Here is a 16,450-nt window from a genome sequence, read left to right as displayed (position 1 = left end):
CACTGCGCATGCGACCCGGTCACGTCGCCGACATGACTACATCGCGAAGCGCCTTACTGCGTCGTTCTGAAGGTCAAACCCTAGCCCGGGACGCTCGGGGACCAGAACGTGCCCCTCGGCGACGGCGAGACGGGTGTCCGGAGTGACCAACAGTTCGAAGTTGTAGATGTCCTTCTCCAGTGCGAAGTGTTCGACCGTCATGCAGTTCGTGATCGCCGCCGACAGGTGCGCATGCAGGTTCGCGTGCCAGTGGGGCGCGATGGGCAATGCGAAGGTCGCGGCCGCCGCGGCCACCCGCAGGAACTCCGTGACTCCACCCATGACGCCCGCGTCCGACTGGAGGATGTCCGCGGCGCCGCGCTCGATCAGGTCGCGGAACTCCCACCGGGAAGCGGCGATCTCGCCGGTGGCGATCGGTGTCCTGCTCCGGTCGCGCAGCCGCGCGTGGCCGTGCACGTCGTCGGGTGACAGGGGCTCCTCGTACCACCACAGCCCCGTGTCACCGGCCGCCTCCTCGAAAGCACGCAGCGCGCGCTCCGCCTCGGCGACCGTGCGGTAGGCGTTGTTGGCGTCGATCGCCAGGCGTCCGCGGCCCTCCATCGTCTTTACCGCGGCCTGCACCCGGGCCGCGTCCTCGGTGACTGCCAGCCCGCCGACCTTGATCTTGTGGTCGGTGAAGCCGCTCTCGATGTTGCCCGCGATCTCCCGGGTCACGGCGTCGGCCCAGTTCCCCTCCTCGGGCTGGTAGTACCCGCCCGAGGCGTACGCCGGCACCGACGCGGCACTGCCTCCCAGGAGTACCGCCAACGGCAGGCCGGCCCGCTTCGCGGAGAGGTCCCACAGCGCGATGTCGACCGCGGAGATGGCCCGCATCACCGCCCCCCGCCGGCCGTGCAGGAGCGTCTCCTGGTACATCGCGTCCCACGCCCCGACGATGTCGTCAGCAGGCCGGCCGAGGAGCGTCGGAGCGAGCATGCCGTTGACCGCTTCGGCGACGACTGCGCCGCCCGACGTGCCGGCGTAGATGTAGCCGATCCCTTCTTCCTCGGTGTCCTCACGCTTGACCCACACCAGCACGTAGTCGCGCTTGTCCAGAACACGCGTCGAGATGCGGGTCGGCCGCTTCACGGGGACACGCACAGCGACGGCGCGCACGGAAGTGATCTTCATCAGTTGTCTGCCTTTCGGGGTTCCGCCGGGCACCGGGGCATGAGGCGGTCGTGGTTGTCGACGAGGGGGAGAGGGCCTCGGTCAGAAGGGTGGGGTTGATCATGAGGTGATCGAGCTGGGTCGTGCTTCGGACGCGAATGGCGCGCGTCGGCCTGATCCGCGACACCGGCCGTCGTCCGGGCTGCCGTAACCGCCTCCCGTTCGGTGGCGAGAGCGATCGGGGTCAGAGCCCGTTGCCGGCCCGGACCTCACGCATCGGGAATCGCCCCCACCGCGAACGGCGGGTTCTCGCCCGACCCGTCGGTCATGAAGTCCAGGTCGGCGCCCAGGTGGGCCTGAGTGACGGTCTCGGCGTACAGCCGCCGCCAGCCACGAGCCGGGACCGTTGGGGCTGGCTGTTCGAGCCGTGGCCGCTCGAGTTCGTCCTCGTCGACCAGCAGGTCGATGCGCCTGTGGTCGACGTCCAGCCGGACGAGGTCGCCGTCCAGAACGAGGGAGAGCGGGCCGCCGACGGCGCTCGATACCGACGACCGGCCGCTCGAGGTTTTCGGAGCCGAACCCGGCCGCGGACAGGAACGCGCCCCTGAGGAAGCGGCTGAAGCCGACGTCGGCGTACGAGGTCATGCCCCGTTCGGCTCCGCTGGGTCCGGTCCTGGTCACCACACGTCCTGTTCTGGATGGCGTTGTTTCTGGTACTGCGGCGGCACTTGGCGGGTCGTTGGTCGTCCATCGCATGTAAGTGGCCCCGTGTACCTGCTCGCTCAGCTCATCGCTCCAGGTCACGACCGGCCCTTTTGGAACAGCGTGGTACCGGCCGCGTGCACGAACCCGTCGTCACTCCGCGCACAGCTCCCGAGCGATGTGCTCGCCGATCGGCAGGCACGCCGTCGCGGCCGGCGACGGCGCGTTGAGTACGTGCAGGGTGCGGCCGTCGCGCAGGAACAGGAAGTCGTCGACCAGTTGTCCGGCGCGCGTCACCGCCTGCGCCCGCACGCCCGCCCCGGATCGCCGCACATCGGCGGGGCGCAGGTCGGGCAGCATCTGCTGTGCCGACCGGACCAGGGCGCGGCCGGCCAGCGACCGTGCGATCTCCTGGACGCCGGTGCGCGCGTACCGGCGGGCCATCTTCCATGCCCCGGGATAGGACATCGACTCCCATACGTCGCGCGGCACCACGTCGGTCCAGCGGTAGCCCTCACGGGCCAGCGCGGGCACGGCGTTGGGACCGAGGTGGACCGTTCCGTCGATGCCGCGGGTGAGGTGGATTCCGAGGAACGGAAGCTCAGGGTCGGGTACCGGGTACACCAGGCCCTTCACCAGATGAGCGCGTTCGGGCACGATCTCGCTGTACTCGCCGCGGAACGGCAGGATGCGTACGCCCGGATCGATGCCCGACGCACGGGCGAGCCGGTCGCTGTGCAGGCCGGCGCACGCGGTGACCCGGGCGGCCTCGATCACGTCGTCGGAGGTGCGGACCCGGGTCACCCCTTTTACGGTGTCGATCGACGTCACCGTCACTCCGGTGCGGATCTCGCCACCGGCCGCGCGCAGGCAGTCGGCGAGTGCGGCGGCCACCAGCCGGTAGTCGACCGTGCCGGTCGAGTCCACGGCGAGGGCACCGAGGACGCGCAGGTGCGGTTCGCGTTCCGTGATCTCATGCGGGTCGAGCCGGCGCACGGGTACGCCGTTCTGCCGCCCGATGTCCAACAGTCGGTCCAGTTGCGGCAGTTCAGCGTCGCGGGTCGCGACGACCAGCTTGCCGGGCACGTCCATCGGGATGCCCTGCTCCACGCAGAACTCCTTGAGGGCCGCCGCTCCCTCGACGGCCAGCCGAGCCTTGAGCGAGCCGGGCTTGTAGTAGAGCCCGGAGTGGATGACTCCGGAGTTGTGCCCGGTCTGATGCACGGCCGGCTGGTCCTCCTTCTCCAGCACCAGGACGGGTCGGTCCGGTTCCAGCCGCTGCAGGGCGCGGGCGGTGGCCAGACCGAGGATGCCCGCGCCGATGACTACTGAGGGTCGCATCAGAACAGGTCCCACCAGACTTGGCGTTGCTGGGCCTCGGCCCCGGACTCCTCAAGGACGATCGAGCCGTTGCGGAGGACGTACACCCGATCGGCGATGGCAGCGAGGGCTTTCACGTTCTGCTCCACGACCAGCACGCTCATGGACCGTTCCTGTGCCAGCTCACGGATCGTGCGGAACGTGGCTTCGACGACCGCCGGGGAGATACCGAGCGACGGCTCGTCGAGCATCATCAGGCGCGGGTGGGCCATGAGCGCTATGCCGAGGGAGAGCTGACGTTGCTGGCCACCGGAGAACCGCCCGGCGATCGCGGTACGGCGATCGGCCAGCACGGGGAAGACCTCGAAGACCTCCTCCATCCGGCGACGGATCTCGCCCCGGTCGGATACTCCGGAAGCGCCGAGTTCCAGGTTCTGGTCGACGGTGAGGTCCCGGAAGATGGGCTGCTCGGCCGGTGTGATCGACATTCCACGGCGCACCATCTGAACGCTGGAAGCACGCTCGACCTGTTCGCCGTCGAACTCGATGTCGCCGGAGATCAGAGGCCTGATGCGGATCAGGGTCTTGAGCAGCGTGGTCTTTCCCGCGCCGTTGTGTCCGAGCACGCCGACGACCTCACCGGGCGCCACATGGACGCTCACGTCGGACAGGACACGGCGCTTGCCGTAACCGGCGGTGATGCCGCGGCCGGAGAGCAGTGGTTTCACGGCTCGTTCCACGGTCTGGTTGGTCATGTGATTCACGTCCCGAAGTAGAGTTCGGCGAGCTCGCGGCGGCCCATCAGCTCGTCCACCGTGCCCTCGGCGATGACCGCCCCCTGGTCGAGGAAGACCGCCCGGTCGGCCAGCCGCTGCACGAAGTGCACGCTGTGCTCCACCAGGCAGACGGTGTGGCCGAGGTCCCGCAGGCGGGCGATCCCGTCGATGACCTTCTCGACGCTGGCGGGGTCGACGCCGCTGGTCGGTTCGTCGAGGAGGAGCACGTCGCAGTCGGTGGCCAGGAGCCGGGCGATGGCGACGAGCTTCTGGTCGCCGTACGACAGCTCGCTCACCCGCAGGTGCGCGCGGTCGGCGATGCCGAGCAGCGCCAGACAGTCGAGCGCCTTCTGACGCACACGAACCTCCGCGGCCCGCGACGCGAACGGCCGCAGTACGAGTCGGCTGACGCGCTCACCGGGCTGGTCCTGCACGCCCATGGCCACGTTGTCGAGCGCGGTCAGCCGCTGGCACACGCGGACGTCCTGGAACGAGCGGGCAAGGCCCTTGTGGACCAGTCGGTGGGCCGGCTTGCCGGTCACGTCCTCGCCACGGAGGTACACCCGTCCCTCGTCGGCGCGGAGGGTCCCGCAGATCATGTTGAAGATCGTCGTCTTCCCGGCGCCGTTGGGGCCGATGAGTGCCGTGACCTGGCCCCGCTGGAGCGTGAAGGTCGCGCCGCTGACCGCTTTCAGCCCGCCGAAGCTCTTGGCGAGACCCTGGACCTGGACGATCGGTTCGCCCGACCGGCTTGAGGAGTCCTCCGCATCGGCGTGGGGCAGCCGGGCGAGAGCCTCCTGCTCCGTCGGCAGCATGGCGGGCGCTTTGTTCCGCCTGCCCGGCAGCCGGCCGCGTCCGATGCCTTCCGGGAGCAGGCCCTCGGGCCGCAGCCGCATCATCAGGACGAGCGCCGCTCCGTAGATGACGGCCTGCCACGGGATGGCGGAGTCGCCGACGTACTTGCGCAGCACCGGTTCGAGCAGCCCGAGCGCGATCGCTCCGACGACCGGGCCCCATAGGTTGCCGATGCCGCCGAGGACGACGACGGACACGATGAGGATCGAGTAGGTGAGGGAGTAGTTGCTGGGGACGACGGACCCGTAGTAGAACGCGGCCAGGGCGCCCATGCCGCCTGCGACGGCGGCGCTGATGCTGAAGGCGAGCAGCTCCGGGACAACGGGGTTCTTGCCGACGCTCGAGACCGCTGATTCGTGCTCCCGGATGCCCTTGAGGAGTCGTCCGAACGGCGATTCGCCCAGCCCCCAGCAGACGGCGACGGCGAGCGCGGCAGCGAGGAGCATCACCCAGAAGACCTGCTCAGGGGCAAGCAGTACCGTGCTGCCGATCTGGATGGGCGGGATGCCGGAGAGACCGTAGGGGCCGCCGGTGACCGAGTCCAGTACGCCCATCAGCTGGTTGGCGACCAGCTGGAAGGCGAGGGTCAGCAGGATCAGGTACTCCCCGCGGACCAGCCGGACCGCGGGGATGGAGATCACCAGGGCGGCCAGGAAGGCCATGACGACGGCTGCGATCAGCGCGGGGAACCAGTTCCAGCCGGCGCCGGTCTGCAAGCCCGCCGTCGCCGCCCCTCCCAGGTCGCCCGCCGTGGGCAGCGTCAGCCGGGCGGCGGTGAAGCCGCCGATGCCGAAGAAGATGGCGTGCGCCATGGAAACCCGTCCGGCGTAGCCGAGCAGGAGGTTCAGGGACACCCCGAGCGTCATGAGGATGAGGATCGAGATGGCGACGTCGGCGTAGTAGCTCATCAGGCGGCGGCCTTTCCGAGAAGGCCCTGCGGCCGTACGAGCAGGACGAGGAACATGGCGCCGAAGACCACGACGGGCCCGTAGTCGACCTGGAGATACAGCGCACTCCAGCTGCTGATCAGCCCGAGGGCCAGCCCGCCCAGAGCCGCTCCCCACTGTGATCCGATGCCGCCCAGGAAGGCGGCGATGAAGCCGATGAGTGTGGGCTGGAGCCCCATGGTGGGCGTGGCGACGCCCTTGGCGGTGAACAGCAGCCCGGCAACGCCGGCCAACAGGCTTCCGACGACGAACACCACCGAGTAGACGCGGCGGCCGTCGATGCCGACCGCCTCGGCCATGGTGGGATTCGTGCGCATCGCGGTGATGGACCGCCCGAACCGGGTCCGTGCGATGAACGTGGCCACTGCGGCGATGAGCAGCCACGCGATCGCGACGGTGACGATGTCGTGTCGCGAGACCGTGACCGAGCCCAGTCCGTAGGTCGGGTTGTCCGGCCGGGGAAGGGTCTGGTTCTCCGGCCCGAACATGAGCTGGAGCAGGTTGGGGAACGCGACGCTGATGCCGAGAGACACCAGGAAGATGGTCAGCAACGTCGCGTTCCGCCTGCGCATGGGCGCGTAGAAGAGCTTCTCGATGCCGAGCCCGAGCAGCACGGCCGCGATCAGTCCGACCGCGAGTGCGGGCCAGAAGGGCAGTCCCAGGGAATCGGCCGACCACACCGCCGCGTACGCCGCACCGGCGTACGCCACCGCATGGGCGAGGTGGAAGATCTTCGTGGTGGCGTAGATGACGCCGAAGCTCACCCCCAGAAGGGCGTAGGTGGACCCGACGACGACGCCGGACACGGTGAGCTGGGCCAAGAGAGTGAGATCCATGGTGCTCCTCGGTCGGTCTGGTCAGACCAGCGTCTTTGCCGGGTCTGCTCCCGAGGCGAGCTTGACGATGTCGGCGATCTTCACGGGCTGTCCGCCGACGACCTTGAACACGCCCATGGGCTTGGAGATGGTGTGGTCGGCCGTACTGAACTCGACCTCCCCGGGCGCGCTCGCGTCGCCCCCGTACAGGGACTTGAACTTCGGGTTCGCCACCAGCGCCTTCTGCAACGTGGTGGTGTCGGTCGCGTCACCGCCGTCCGCCAGGACGCGACGAACCAGCTCCCAGACGAAGAAGACCTCTTCGTAGTAGTTGGCCCCGTAGTACTCGGGGTCCTCGCCGAACATCTTCTTGTGACCGTCGACGAACACCTTGTTCCAGGGGTTCGGGTTCTTCGGGTCGTAGAAGTCGGTCGCGAAGGTGTACGTGTCGTACGCCGCACCGGCGACCTTCGCGGCCTGCCCGGTGAACTCGATGCCCATGATCGGCACCTTGACGTTGGCTTCCCTGAGCTGCTTGACGAGGTAGCCCACGTCGTCGCCGAAGCTGAAGGTCAGGATCGCGTCCGGACGGGCGGACTTGATGCGCGCGACGATCGAGCTGAAGTCGGTGGCACCCACGTCGTGCTGCTCGTTGGCGACGACCGAGCCGCCCGTGAGGCGCTTCCAGGCCGCGGGGGCGATGGTCTTGGCCCCCGTGACGCCGTTCTCCTGGGTGCCGATGATCGCCAGCTTCCTGGCCTTCGGGAACGTCTTGGCGATCCAGGCCAGGGCGCCGGGGCACGGGTCGTCGCCGAAGATCATCCGGGTCTGCCACAGGAACGGCTTGCCGACCTGGCCCGGGCTGGAGCCGCCGCCGTTGAAGGAGAGCAGCTTGTTCTGGCCGATCAGCGGGACGATCGCCTCGCTGGGAGCGCCGTACGAGGTCTGCAAAACCTTGATCTTGTTCTGGGTGACAAGTTGCCGCGTTGAGCTGAGCGCGGCCGGAACGTCACCGCTCTTGTGATCGCCGATGTGGATGTCGTACGTGATCCCGTCCGCTGCCTTGATCTGGGCCGCCGCGAGCTTGGCGCCCTGGCTCATCACCTTGCCGAAGAAGGAGCCCTGCCCCGTCATCGCCAGCAGCATGCCGGCGGACAGTGTGACTCCGGAGCCGCCTGCCTTGCCACCGGGTCCGAAGATGCCCTGCAGTGCCTTGCCCGCGCCGGGGTCGATCTTCGAGGTGTCGACCTTGGTCGGGGAACTGCCGCTGGCGCCGCCCCCGCCGCCACAGGCAGCGAGCAGTGCCGTACCTCCGAGGGCTGCGGCGCCCCCGAGGAAGCCACGGCGGGACACGTCTATGGAGGGGAAGCTGAGGTGCGACGGGCGAGCCGTCGGCTTACGTCTGCTCATGTGCGTTTCCTTAAAGAGTTGCCATGCGTGGTTGGAGTTGGTTCACCGCGTCGTTCAGGCGACGCCGCCGTCGATGACCAGCAGCTGGCCGGTCATGTACGACGAAGCGTCGGAGGCCAGGAAGAGCACGCCTCCCGCCACCTCCTCGGGAACGCCTTGCCGCCCGAGGGGGACGACCTGTTGGACGGCCTCCTCCTGCGAGTCGCGCCCGCCCATGAAGTCGATGGCGGGCTGGTTGAAGGGGGTGTCGATCCAGCCGGGGCACACGGTGTTGACCCGGATCCCGTGCGGGGCGAGCTCGGCGGCCAGCGCCTTGCCGAAGCCGACGATCGCGCCCTTGGACGCGGAGTACGCCGTCATGCCCGGCCCGCCCTTGATGCCGGCGATCGACGAGGTCAGGACGATCGATCCGCCTCGTTCCCGCAGATGCGGGGTCAGGTGCTTCGCGCCGAGGAAGCAGTGTCGTGGGTTCACCATGAAGAGGGCGTCCCACTCCGCGACCTCGAAGTCGGTGACGGCACCCGAGCGCTGCAGACCGGCGTTGAAGAAGCCGACATCGAGCCCGCCGAGCCGCTCGGCGGCGGTGTCGACCAAATTCTTCATGGCCGCCTCGGAGGTGACATCGGTCGGTACGACCGACGCCGCACCACCCTCCTTCTTGATGAGCGCGGCTGTCTCCTCGGCTCCGGCCACGTCGATGTCGCCGATGACCACGTGCCCACCGTGGCGGGCCATCAGGAGCGCGCAGGCACGGCCGATGTTGGCGGCCCCGCCGGTCATGACGATCCGCTTGCCCTTGAGTTGACTCAGGTCCGTCATGGCTCAGCCCGCCAGGGCTGCCGCGCCGGCGGCCGCGATCTCGTGGTCCTGGTCCGGCGTACCGCCCGCGACGCCGATGGCGCCGACCGGTTCGCCGTCGAGGGTGACGAGCACTCCGCCACCGAACGTGATGAGGGCCCTGCCCACCGCGAGGTGAGCGGTGTGGATCCCGAAGAGCGCACCGCCCGGCTGAGCGAGCCCTTCCACGTCACGTGTGTCGCAGCCGAGTGAGCGAGACGTGTAGGCCTTCGCCTGCGAGATGGCCGCGCTGGCCAGAAGCGCGCCGTCCATCCGGGCGAACGCGAGCAGTTCGCGCCCGTCGTCGAGCACAGCGATGGATGACGGCGATCCGATGTCGTTCGCCTTGGCCAGGCATGCCTCGAGAGCGGACTGGGCCTGGCTGAGGGACAGCGATCCCACGGGGTTCTCCTTAGGTTGGTTCTCGGGTTCGCGAAGCGGCCAGGGAAGTTGGCCGTGCGGTCAGGGAAGAACGAGCGCGACAGGGCGGACCGGTGAGCCCGTGACCCCCGCGAGCTTCAGCGGCAGACAGGCGAACAGAAACTCGTGGTTCCCGCTGGCGGCCAGGTCCTCGAGCTGGAGGTTCTCGACGATGTAGATGCCGGCCTCGTAGATCAGCACCACGTGGCACGGCAGCGATCCGAGCTCGGGATCACTGTTTTCGGGGACGTCGAACGCGACGTTGTCGGCGCCGCAGAGGTAGGGGTTCCTGGCTGCCAGCCACCGGGCTGCCTCCGGGCTGATGCCGGCGCCGGCCAGGTACTTCTCCGGCTTCGAGTAGCTACTGCCGGCGCCGGTGCGGATGAGAACGCAGTCACCGTCGCCGACAACCACGCCCTGGGTCCTCTCGGTCAGGGCCAGGTCGTCGGCCGTGACGAGGTAGCCCGGCTCGAGTGCTTCGACACCCATCGTCGCGGGGACGTCGAGGAGGACGCCGCGGCGGAATATCGGAGCGATCGTCTCGGCGCCGAGCTCGGTGAATCCGCGCGGCGTCTGGACCTGCGGGGTCACCTCCACACCGCCGAACATCTGCATCTCGACCGCCTGGTGGCACAGCGCGTCGATGTGGGTCCCGGAGTGCTCCTGCATCGTGATGGTGCCCGACGCGCTGGTGCGGACGCCTGCGCCGAGGGCCTCGTGGTGTCGGTGCAGCGTGTAGACGAAGCCCGGCCAGTGGGCCGGGAAGATCGGCGCCCCGACGTAACGCGGGTGCTCGAGCTCGAAGACCGCACAGAGCTCGAACGTGTTTACGAGGTCGGTCAGGGTGGTGCGCGGCTCACTCATGACGAGCCGCCTGCGGCAGTTCCAGGGGCTCGCCCGCAACGCTCCAGTGACCCTCTGCGTACTCCGCGACCAGGACCGAGATCCGCTCGGGACGTGACCCGAGCACGCGCTCGACAACTTTCGTGAGCTCCCGGACGAGCTCCGTCTTGACCGACGCGGGCCGGCCTTCGAGGAGATGCACTTGCAGCAGGGGCATGGCCGGAGACCTCGTTCTCGATGAGACGAAACGCCACCTTTGGCGTTTCGGTAGAGTAAACAGGGTCCGCCTGAAGAAACAAGGCTTGAAACTTCGATAACTTTGCGTGCTCGCGCGGAGCCAATCCGCTCAGCCCCTGTCAGGGCCGTACCGGTGTCGCAGAGCGCCTTGGCGGCCCGCGTACGTCGCCGTGCTGAGCGGCCGGACGCTTCCGGCTCCGCTGAACCAGGTTGGTCACGGAACCTGCCGGCGCGGGAGGAGACCGCATGGACGCTGCCGACCGGCGCACCATGACATGGCATGCGCTTGACCGCCGGACGGGCCGTCGAGCGGCGTTCGCGAGGTCCTTTGAGTCGCGCGCCGCGTCAGCCCTCGCTCGGACCGCATGACGCGTCGGTCGGCGCACCGCGGGTCTACGACCCGAAGGGCGGCGTGAGTTCGTCCTACGGGACGCGGGCACGTGCGAGCAGGCCGTGAGGGGCCGCTGCCCATCAGTCGAGAAACGTCCTCCGCCTGATCGAGCAGAAGCTGACCAGCGGAGGAGTGAACACGCCAGGCCGGCTGTGGCGCGGAGTCCGCTTCGACGGGATCACCGCGTTGAGCGAGGTGCTCTCTTCAGTGCATGGGCCTGATGGGCAAATGGACCCACTGAAAAGGGAACTGATGACACATCAGGCCTGCATGGCATCGCGGACTTCGGCGGTGTCGACGAATTGTTCGAAGCGGACGATGTGGCCGCCGCGGACGATGAAGTGGTGGGCGACGCGGACGTCGATGTCCTTTGCGGTGGCCTTGTTGGTGGCGGTGTAGCGGGCGAGGACGACGACGTTCTCCCCGTCGACGATGTAGGTGTCGTCGTGGGCGGTCCAGCTGTCCCAGTGCTTGCCGAGTTGTTCCATGACGGCGGAGGTGACGCCGTGGGGGGTGCGGTAGGTGCCGGCGAGGGGGAAGCCGGCCATCTCGGTCCACTCGACATCGTCGGCCAGTGTGTTGCGGAGGGCCTCGAGGTCGCCGTGGGCGGAGGCGAGGTATTGGCGTCGGACCACGTCGGCGGGGGCGGGGGAGGTGTGGAAGTCGGTTGTGTCACTCATGTGGTGGCCTTTCCGGGGGGCGGGGCGCGAGCGAGCGGGGTGCGTGGGACGGTCCGGTGCCGGGTGCCTGCGGCGCCCGGCACCGGACCGTGTCTGGGTGTGGGGTCAGCCCCAGGTCATTTCGCCCTTGGCGACCTTGGCGCCGAGCTGGGCGGCGATGAGCATCCCGCAGTCCGGGTAGCGGGCGACCAGCGCCTTGGTCAGCGCCTCACCGTTGTCGGCCTTGCCCAGCTCGTCCTCGAACGTGGTGAGGTAGTCGCGGGTGTAGGCGATGGGGCCGGCGTCGACGGTGGTGGTGGGCAGACGGTGGCCGGGGACGGCGAAGGCGGGGGCCAGGGCCGCCATCTCGTCGAGGAGCTCGATCCACACGGTGCGGGACTCGGGGGTGGCGGTGTCGGCGACCCAGACGTGCTCGTTCTGGAACAGCAGCACGCCGGCGACGATCGCGCGGTGTTCGGCCTGCCACAGGTAGTGGCGGTCGGGCAGGCCGGGGTGGCCGCCCTTGAGCTGGAACACGTGCCCCTCGAAGGTGATGTCGCCGGTCAGCTCGGCGAGCTCGACCAGGCGGGTGGGGCGGTTGGCGCCGACGGCTTCCCAGGCTTTGAGCTTGCCCTCGTACGCGGCTGCGATGTGCTCGATCACCAGTGGGGTGGCGAGGAGTTCGGCGGTGGGGAAAGCGTCTGCGATGACTTCGGCGCCCCAGTAGAAGTCGGGGTCGGCGTGGCTGATGAAGACCTTGGTGAGGGTCTTGCCGGAGTCGAGGATCTCGGCGACGAGGCGGTGGCCGTCGGCACGGGTGAACCCGGCGTCGATCAGGAAGGCCTGCTCCTCACCGGTGATCAGGGTGGCGGTCTTGTTCTTGGAGCCGACGGGGAAGTCGAGGTCGATGACCTTGAAGTCGAGGGTGCTCATGGCGATTCCTTCAGGGAAGAGGTGAGGGGATGGGCGGGGGAGGGCGGTCAGTGTGTGCCGACGAGAGCGGCCAGGCGCTGCTTGATCTCGTCGGCGGCGGCATGGCCGACCGCCAGGACCATGGAGCGCTCGCCCGTGACGGCCGGCAGAGTGGGGAAGCTGTGGACGCCCAGGGCTGCCGTCTGTGCGAGGCCGCCCTGGGCGGCGAACCTGCGGACGCCTTGCGCGGCCGAGTCCGAACACTGTCCCGGTCAGTTCGTTGATCTTGGCGTTGGCTCCCTGGGCGTACCCGAACTCGCGGATCGGTACCGGCGCGAGCCGGTGAACAGGCCGCCGGACACTACGTCCACTTCTGGAGCGGGGCGACATTGGACGCCAGTCCGGCCAGGGTCGGAGCGAAACCGTACGACCAGCCGCAGCGGACATCGAAGTCGTAGCCGAGCTTCATGAGCGGTGTGCCTCTCAGTTGCAGGATCCGCCGTCCGCGGGGCGGTTCACCAAGAGCCGGAGGTCTGCGGGGCGTGTCACGCGGTCATGCGGACTCGGTTGCGCTGGCTGCCCAGACCACTGATCGACAGCGTGATCTCGTCTCCGTCATGCAGGTAGCGGGCAGGTGTCTTGCCCATGCCGACTCCCGCGGGTGTCCCGGTGTTGATGAGGTCGCCCGCTTCGAGCATGACGAACTGACTGAGGTACCAGACCAAGTAGTGCGGGTCGAAGATCATGTCCGCGGTGGAACCCTGTTGCATACGTTCGCCGTTCACGCTGAGGGTCAGGCGCAGGTCCGCCACGTCGCCCACTTCGTCCGGCGTGACCAGGACCGGGCCGGCCGGGTTGAAGGTCGGGTACGACTTCCCCTTGAGCCACTGGCCGCCCCGTTCCAGTTGCCAACTGCGCTCCGAAACGTCGTTGACGGCCACATAGCCGGCGATGCTCTGGGCGGCTTCCCGCGGGTCGCTGACATGGTGTGCGCGCTTGCCGATGACGACACCGAGTTCGGCTTCCCAGTCACCCCGGTGCGCGTCGGCGGGAAAGACGATGTCGTCCGCCGGGCCGCTGAGGCTGTTGGGCGCCTTGCTGAAGACGATGGGCTCCGAAGGCAGGTCCATGCCTGTCTCGGCGGCGTGGTCACGGTAGTTGAGCCCGATGGCGTAGATGGCGTGGGGACGTGCGATGGGTGGTCCCATGCGCTGACCCCTCAGTTCGAGTTGCGGCAGCGCCCCCTCCACGACGGCTTCGGCGGCTCTCCCCATTCCGCCGCTCGCCAGGAAGGAACCGTCGATATCCGTCGTCAGCGGCCGGAGGTCGTAGCCTCGCTCGGACGACTCGGCCGTCAGCAACACCGGGATCTCGGACCCGGCAGCACCTACTCTGGCGAAGCGCATGGAACGTTCCTCTCTGATCGCCAAACGGTGAGGAGGATCGGGTGGTGTGGCGGAAGCGCACCACCCGATCCGAGGTCAGTCGAAGCTGGCGGCCTGCCGTTGGAGTTCCTCCAGCACCGTGGCGTCGTGGCCGTAGACCATGGTGGCGTCGTAGCGCTGCTGGAGTAGTTTCATCCAGCGGTAGCTTCGCCACCAGGAGTGCGAGTCGCGCCCGAGCCACCCCTGTGGGATCCCTTGTTCGAAGAGGTCCCGCACATGGAACAAGTCGCTGGTGAGCATGAAGGTGCCGGAGTTGTTCAGGTCCACCTGCATGGTCATGAGTCCGGGGGTGTGGCCTGGCATGTGGCGAAGGGTGATGCCCTCGAAGAGTTCGATCTCTTCACGGGAGATGGCCTGCCAGTTCAGTTGCCAGTCGAGATCCCCCGGGACGTACGCGCCGATGTCCTCCTTGGTGGCCACGGCGTAGTAGTGCTCGCGGATCTCCTGTTCGTGGGCGTAGATCGGGATGTTCTTGCCCCGGAAGTGCTCCAGGCCGCCGGCGTGGTCCAGGTGCAGGTGCCCCATCACCACCGCCTTGATGTCGTCGATGCCGTAGCCCGCCGCTTCGAGCGCCTTGTCGAGGTGGTGACGCTCCTCGTACACGTTGCGGGGGAAGGCCTCCCACGCCGGAGCGGGCCACTCCTCGCGTGCGTTCTGCGCGCAGCCCGTCTCGAACAGGATCGGCCCGGCCTTGGGATGCTCGATGACGGTCGCGATCACCGCGCAGTGGCGGAGCTGCGACGGAGCCTCGGGGTGGGAGAACGTCGCCGCGCCACAGCCGCGAATGAAGAACCCGTCGTCGACGTCCATCCGTCCCAGGTCCAGCAGGGACATCTTCGTACCCTTCATGGCCTCTTCCCCTTCTGGTTGTGCTGGTTGTTCCAACCGGACAGGAACTCGAGCAGCTCGGCGTTGACGATGTCGGGCCGCTCCTCCTGGCAGAGGTGCCCGCACTGCGGGATGGCCCGGCCGCGGACGGTGTGCGCCATCTGCTGCCACACCTTCAGTACGTCGAACGCCTTGCCGACCAGGTCGAAGTCCGCTCCCCACAGGGCCAGGACCGGGCAGTCGATCAGTTCGTCGGCGTCCTCCCGGTCCTGGGCGGTGTCTTCGCCTCCGGCCCGGTAGTCCATGCACGAACCGCGAACCGCACCCGGCTGCTGGTAGGCGCGCACGTACACCGCGATCTCCTCGGGTGTGAGCATCTCCGGGTCGTAGGACCAGTCGCGGTAGAAGTGCGTCAGCCAGGTCTCCTCGCGGCCCGCGATCAGGGCCTCGGGCAGGTCGGGCACGGCGAGGAAGGTGAAGAACCAGTAGCCCAGTCGCGCGAGGGCGATGTCGTAGGCCTCGGCCACCACCCGCGTGGGGATGTTGTCCATGACGACGAGCCGGTCGATCCGGTCACGGTGATCCTTCGCGAAGCGCGTACCGACCCTGGCGCCGCGGTCGTGGCCGACCAACGCAATCTTGTCGTGCCCGAGGTGGTCCATCAGGGCGATGACGTCGCCCGCCATGGTCCGCTTGTCGTAGCCGGAGGCGGGCTTGTCCGTGGCACCGTAGCCGCGGAGGTCCGGCGCGATCACCGTGAACCGTTCCGCGAGCACGGGAATCTGCTTGCGCCAGGCGAACCACGTCTCGGGAAATCCGTGCAGCAGGTATACAGGCGGACCGGAACCGGCGCTCACCCAGTGCTGCCTGATCCCGTTGAGCCGTGCGGTGTGGTGAGTGATACCAGTCGGTTCGATCATTCGGACTCCTTCGGCGGAACGACCGGGTAGTCGGGTGCCTCGCCCGCGAGCACGCGCACGATCTGTGTCGCCGCCTTGTGCTGGGACTCACGCAGCGCTTCCTCGGAGTAGTAGGCGATGTGTGAGCTCACGTGGAGATTCGGGATGTCGGAGATCGACGGGAGGTCAACAGGCTCGGTCGGAAAGACATCGAGCGCGGCACCACCGAGCCGGCCGTCGCGCAACGCGTCGGTGACGGCGGTCAGGTCGACGAGGCCGCCGCGGGACGCGTTGACCAGCAATGCGCCCGGTTTCATCGTCAGCAGTGTCTCTGTACCGATCAGGCCGGCCGTACCGGGTGTCAGAGGTGCGTGCAGAAGTACGGCGTCGCTGGCCGCCAGCAACTCCGACTGCTCCACCAGGCGGACCCGGTCGGGCACCGATCGTGCGTAGGGGTCACTGGCCAGCAGGGTCGGCCCGAGGGGTGCGAGTGTCTCCGCGACGAGGCGTCCGATGCGTCCGAAGCCGATCAGCCCGATGGTCAGCTCGGAAACCCGGCGCAGCGGTCGTACCCCTGCTACGCCCCATCCACCCGCGCGGACGTGCCGGTCCGCCTCGGGCAGCTTGCGCAGCAGTGACAGCAGCATCGCCACGGTATGTGTGGCGACCTCTTCGATGCAGTAGTCCGGCACGTTGGTGACCGTGATGCCCTGACTGTGCGCGGCCGCCACGTCGACGTTGTCCACACCGATGCCGTAGCGGGCGATGATCTTGGCCCGCTTCATCGTGTGGATCCGCTCGGCGGACAGGTCGAGAAAGGCGGTGAGGACGCCGTCGGCCTCGGGCAGCAGCTCGACGGCTTGGTCCGGGGAGTCGGCGATCACCAGCTCGTGGCCGGCCTCGGCGAGAACGTTGCGCTCGATGGCGGAGTCGGGGAAGACGGTGTCCGCGAGTACGATGAGCATATAGAGACTCTAGTTTATAAACTCTAAACGTCAAGGATTG

16 protein-coding genes and 1 pseudogene are annotated in these 16,450 nt (G+C 68.2%); all 17 read right to left on the bottom strand.

Annotation, left to right across the window (positions count from 1 at the left end):
- Positions 1 to 36: 36 nt before the first annotated feature.
- Complete coding sequence (locus OG622_RS07845; protein ID WP_371574313.1) at positions 37 to 1,170, bottom strand: mandelate racemase/muconate lactonizing enzyme family protein; 1,134 nt, start codon at positions 1,168 to 1,170, stop codon at positions 37 to 39.
- Between the two features lie 248 nt (positions 1,171 to 1,418).
- Positions 1,419 to 1,676 (bottom strand): annotated as a pseudogene (locus OG622_RS07840) (dihydroxy-acid dehydratase); the annotation flags it as partial.
- Positions 1,677 to 2,004: 328 nt separating this feature from the next.
- On the bottom strand, positions 2,005 to 3,192 hold the full coding sequence (lhgO, locus tag OG622_RS07835; RefSeq protein WP_371574311.1) for an L-2-hydroxyglutarate oxidase: 1,188 nt from the start codon (positions 3,190 to 3,192) through the stop codon (positions 2,005 to 2,007).
- Entirely contained in the window at positions 3,192 to 3,926 is a 735-nt protein-coding gene (locus tag OG622_RS07830; protein WP_371574309.1) for an ABC transporter ATP-binding protein, read from the bottom strand. Before OG622_RS07830 ends, lhgO begins: the two co-directional genes overlap by 1 nt.
- A 5-nt stretch (positions 3,927 to 3,931) precedes the next feature.
- Entirely contained in the window at positions 3,932 to 5,710 is a 1,779-nt protein-coding gene (locus OG622_RS07825) for an ATP-binding cassette domain-containing protein (protein ID WP_371574307.1), read from the bottom strand.
- On the bottom strand, positions 5,710 to 6,585 hold the full coding sequence (locus OG622_RS07820; protein WP_371574305.1) for a branched-chain amino acid ABC transporter permease: 876 nt from the start codon (positions 6,583 to 6,585) through the stop codon (positions 5,710 to 5,712). Before OG622_RS07820 ends, OG622_RS07825 begins: the two co-directional genes overlap by 1 nt.
- A 21-nt stretch (positions 6,586 to 6,606) precedes the next feature.
- Positions 6,607 to 7,974, bottom strand: coding sequence for an ABC transporter substrate-binding protein (locus OG622_RS07815; protein WP_371574303.1), 1,368 nt, complete (start codon positions 7,972 to 7,974; stop codon positions 6,607 to 6,609).
- Positions 7,975 to 8,028: 54 nt separating this feature from the next.
- Positions 8,029 to 8,793, bottom strand: a complete 765-nt coding sequence (locus OG622_RS07810; RefSeq protein ID WP_371574301.1) for an SDR family NAD(P)-dependent oxidoreductase — start codon at positions 8,791 to 8,793, stop codon at positions 8,029 to 8,031.
- Between the two features lie 3 nt (positions 8,794 to 8,796).
- Positions 8,797 to 9,213: a heme-binding protein gene (locus OG622_RS07805; protein WP_371574299.1), complete on the bottom strand. Its 417-nt coding sequence runs from the start codon at positions 9,211 to 9,213 to the stop codon at positions 8,797 to 8,799.
- A 60-nt stretch (positions 9,214 to 9,273) separates the two neighbouring features.
- The gene (locus OG622_RS07800) at positions 9,274 to 10,095 is read right to left on the bottom strand and encodes a cyclase family protein (protein WP_371574298.1); all 822 of its coding nucleotides are present in this window, start codon (positions 10,093 to 10,095) and stop codon (positions 9,274 to 9,276) included.
- Positions 10,088 to 10,354 carry a 4-oxalocrotonate tautomerase family protein gene (locus OG622_RS07795; RefSeq protein ID WP_371584029.1) on the bottom strand — a complete coding sequence of 89 codons (267 nt, stop codon included), beginning with the start codon at positions 10,352 to 10,354 and terminating at the stop codon, positions 10,088 to 10,090. Before OG622_RS07795 ends, OG622_RS07800 begins: the two co-directional genes overlap by 8 nt.
- A 608-nt stretch (positions 10,355 to 10,962) precedes the next feature.
- The gene (locus tag OG622_RS07790) at positions 10,963 to 11,382 is read right to left on the bottom strand and encodes a nuclear transport factor 2 family protein (protein ID WP_371574297.1); all 420 of its coding nucleotides are present in this window, start codon (positions 11,380 to 11,382) and stop codon (positions 10,963 to 10,965) included.
- A 105-nt stretch (positions 11,383 to 11,487) separates the two neighbouring features.
- The gene (locus tag OG622_RS07785; protein WP_371574295.1) at positions 11,488 to 12,294 is read right to left on the bottom strand and encodes an MBL fold metallo-hydrolase; all 807 of its coding nucleotides are present in this window, start codon (positions 12,292 to 12,294) and stop codon (positions 11,488 to 11,490) included.
- Between the two features lie 524 nt (positions 12,295 to 12,818).
- Positions 12,819 to 13,679, bottom strand: coding sequence for a fumarylacetoacetate hydrolase family protein (locus OG622_RS07780; RefSeq protein WP_371574293.1), 861 nt, complete (start codon positions 13,677 to 13,679; stop codon positions 12,819 to 12,821).
- A gap of 75 nt (positions 13,680 to 13,754) precedes the next feature.
- A complete protein-coding gene (locus tag OG622_RS07775; RefSeq protein ID WP_371574292.1) occupies positions 13,755 to 14,567 on the bottom strand; it encodes an N-acyl homoserine lactonase family protein in 813 nt (270 codons plus the stop codon).
- Positions 14,564 to 15,466 carry an alpha/beta fold hydrolase gene (locus OG622_RS07770; RefSeq protein ID WP_371574290.1) on the bottom strand — a complete coding sequence of 301 codons (903 nt, stop codon included), beginning with the start codon at positions 15,464 to 15,466 and terminating at the stop codon, positions 14,564 to 14,566. The genes OG622_RS07775 and OG622_RS07770 overlap by 4 nt, the downstream gene beginning before the upstream one ends.
- Entirely contained in the window at positions 15,463 to 16,410 is a 948-nt protein-coding gene (locus OG622_RS07765; RefSeq protein WP_371574288.1) for a C-terminal binding protein, read from the bottom strand. The genes OG622_RS07770 and OG622_RS07765 overlap by 4 nt, the downstream gene beginning before the upstream one ends.
- Between the last annotated feature and the right edge of the window lie 40 nt (positions 16,411 to 16,450).

The organism is Streptomyces sp. NBC_01314 (genome assembly GCF_041435215.1).
Classification (GTDB): Bacteria; Actinomycetota; Actinomycetes; order Streptomycetales; family Streptomycetaceae; genus Streptomyces.
The sequence above is the reverse complement of the archived record's forward strand: the minus strand, read 5'-3'. Positions and strand labels throughout refer to the sequence as shown.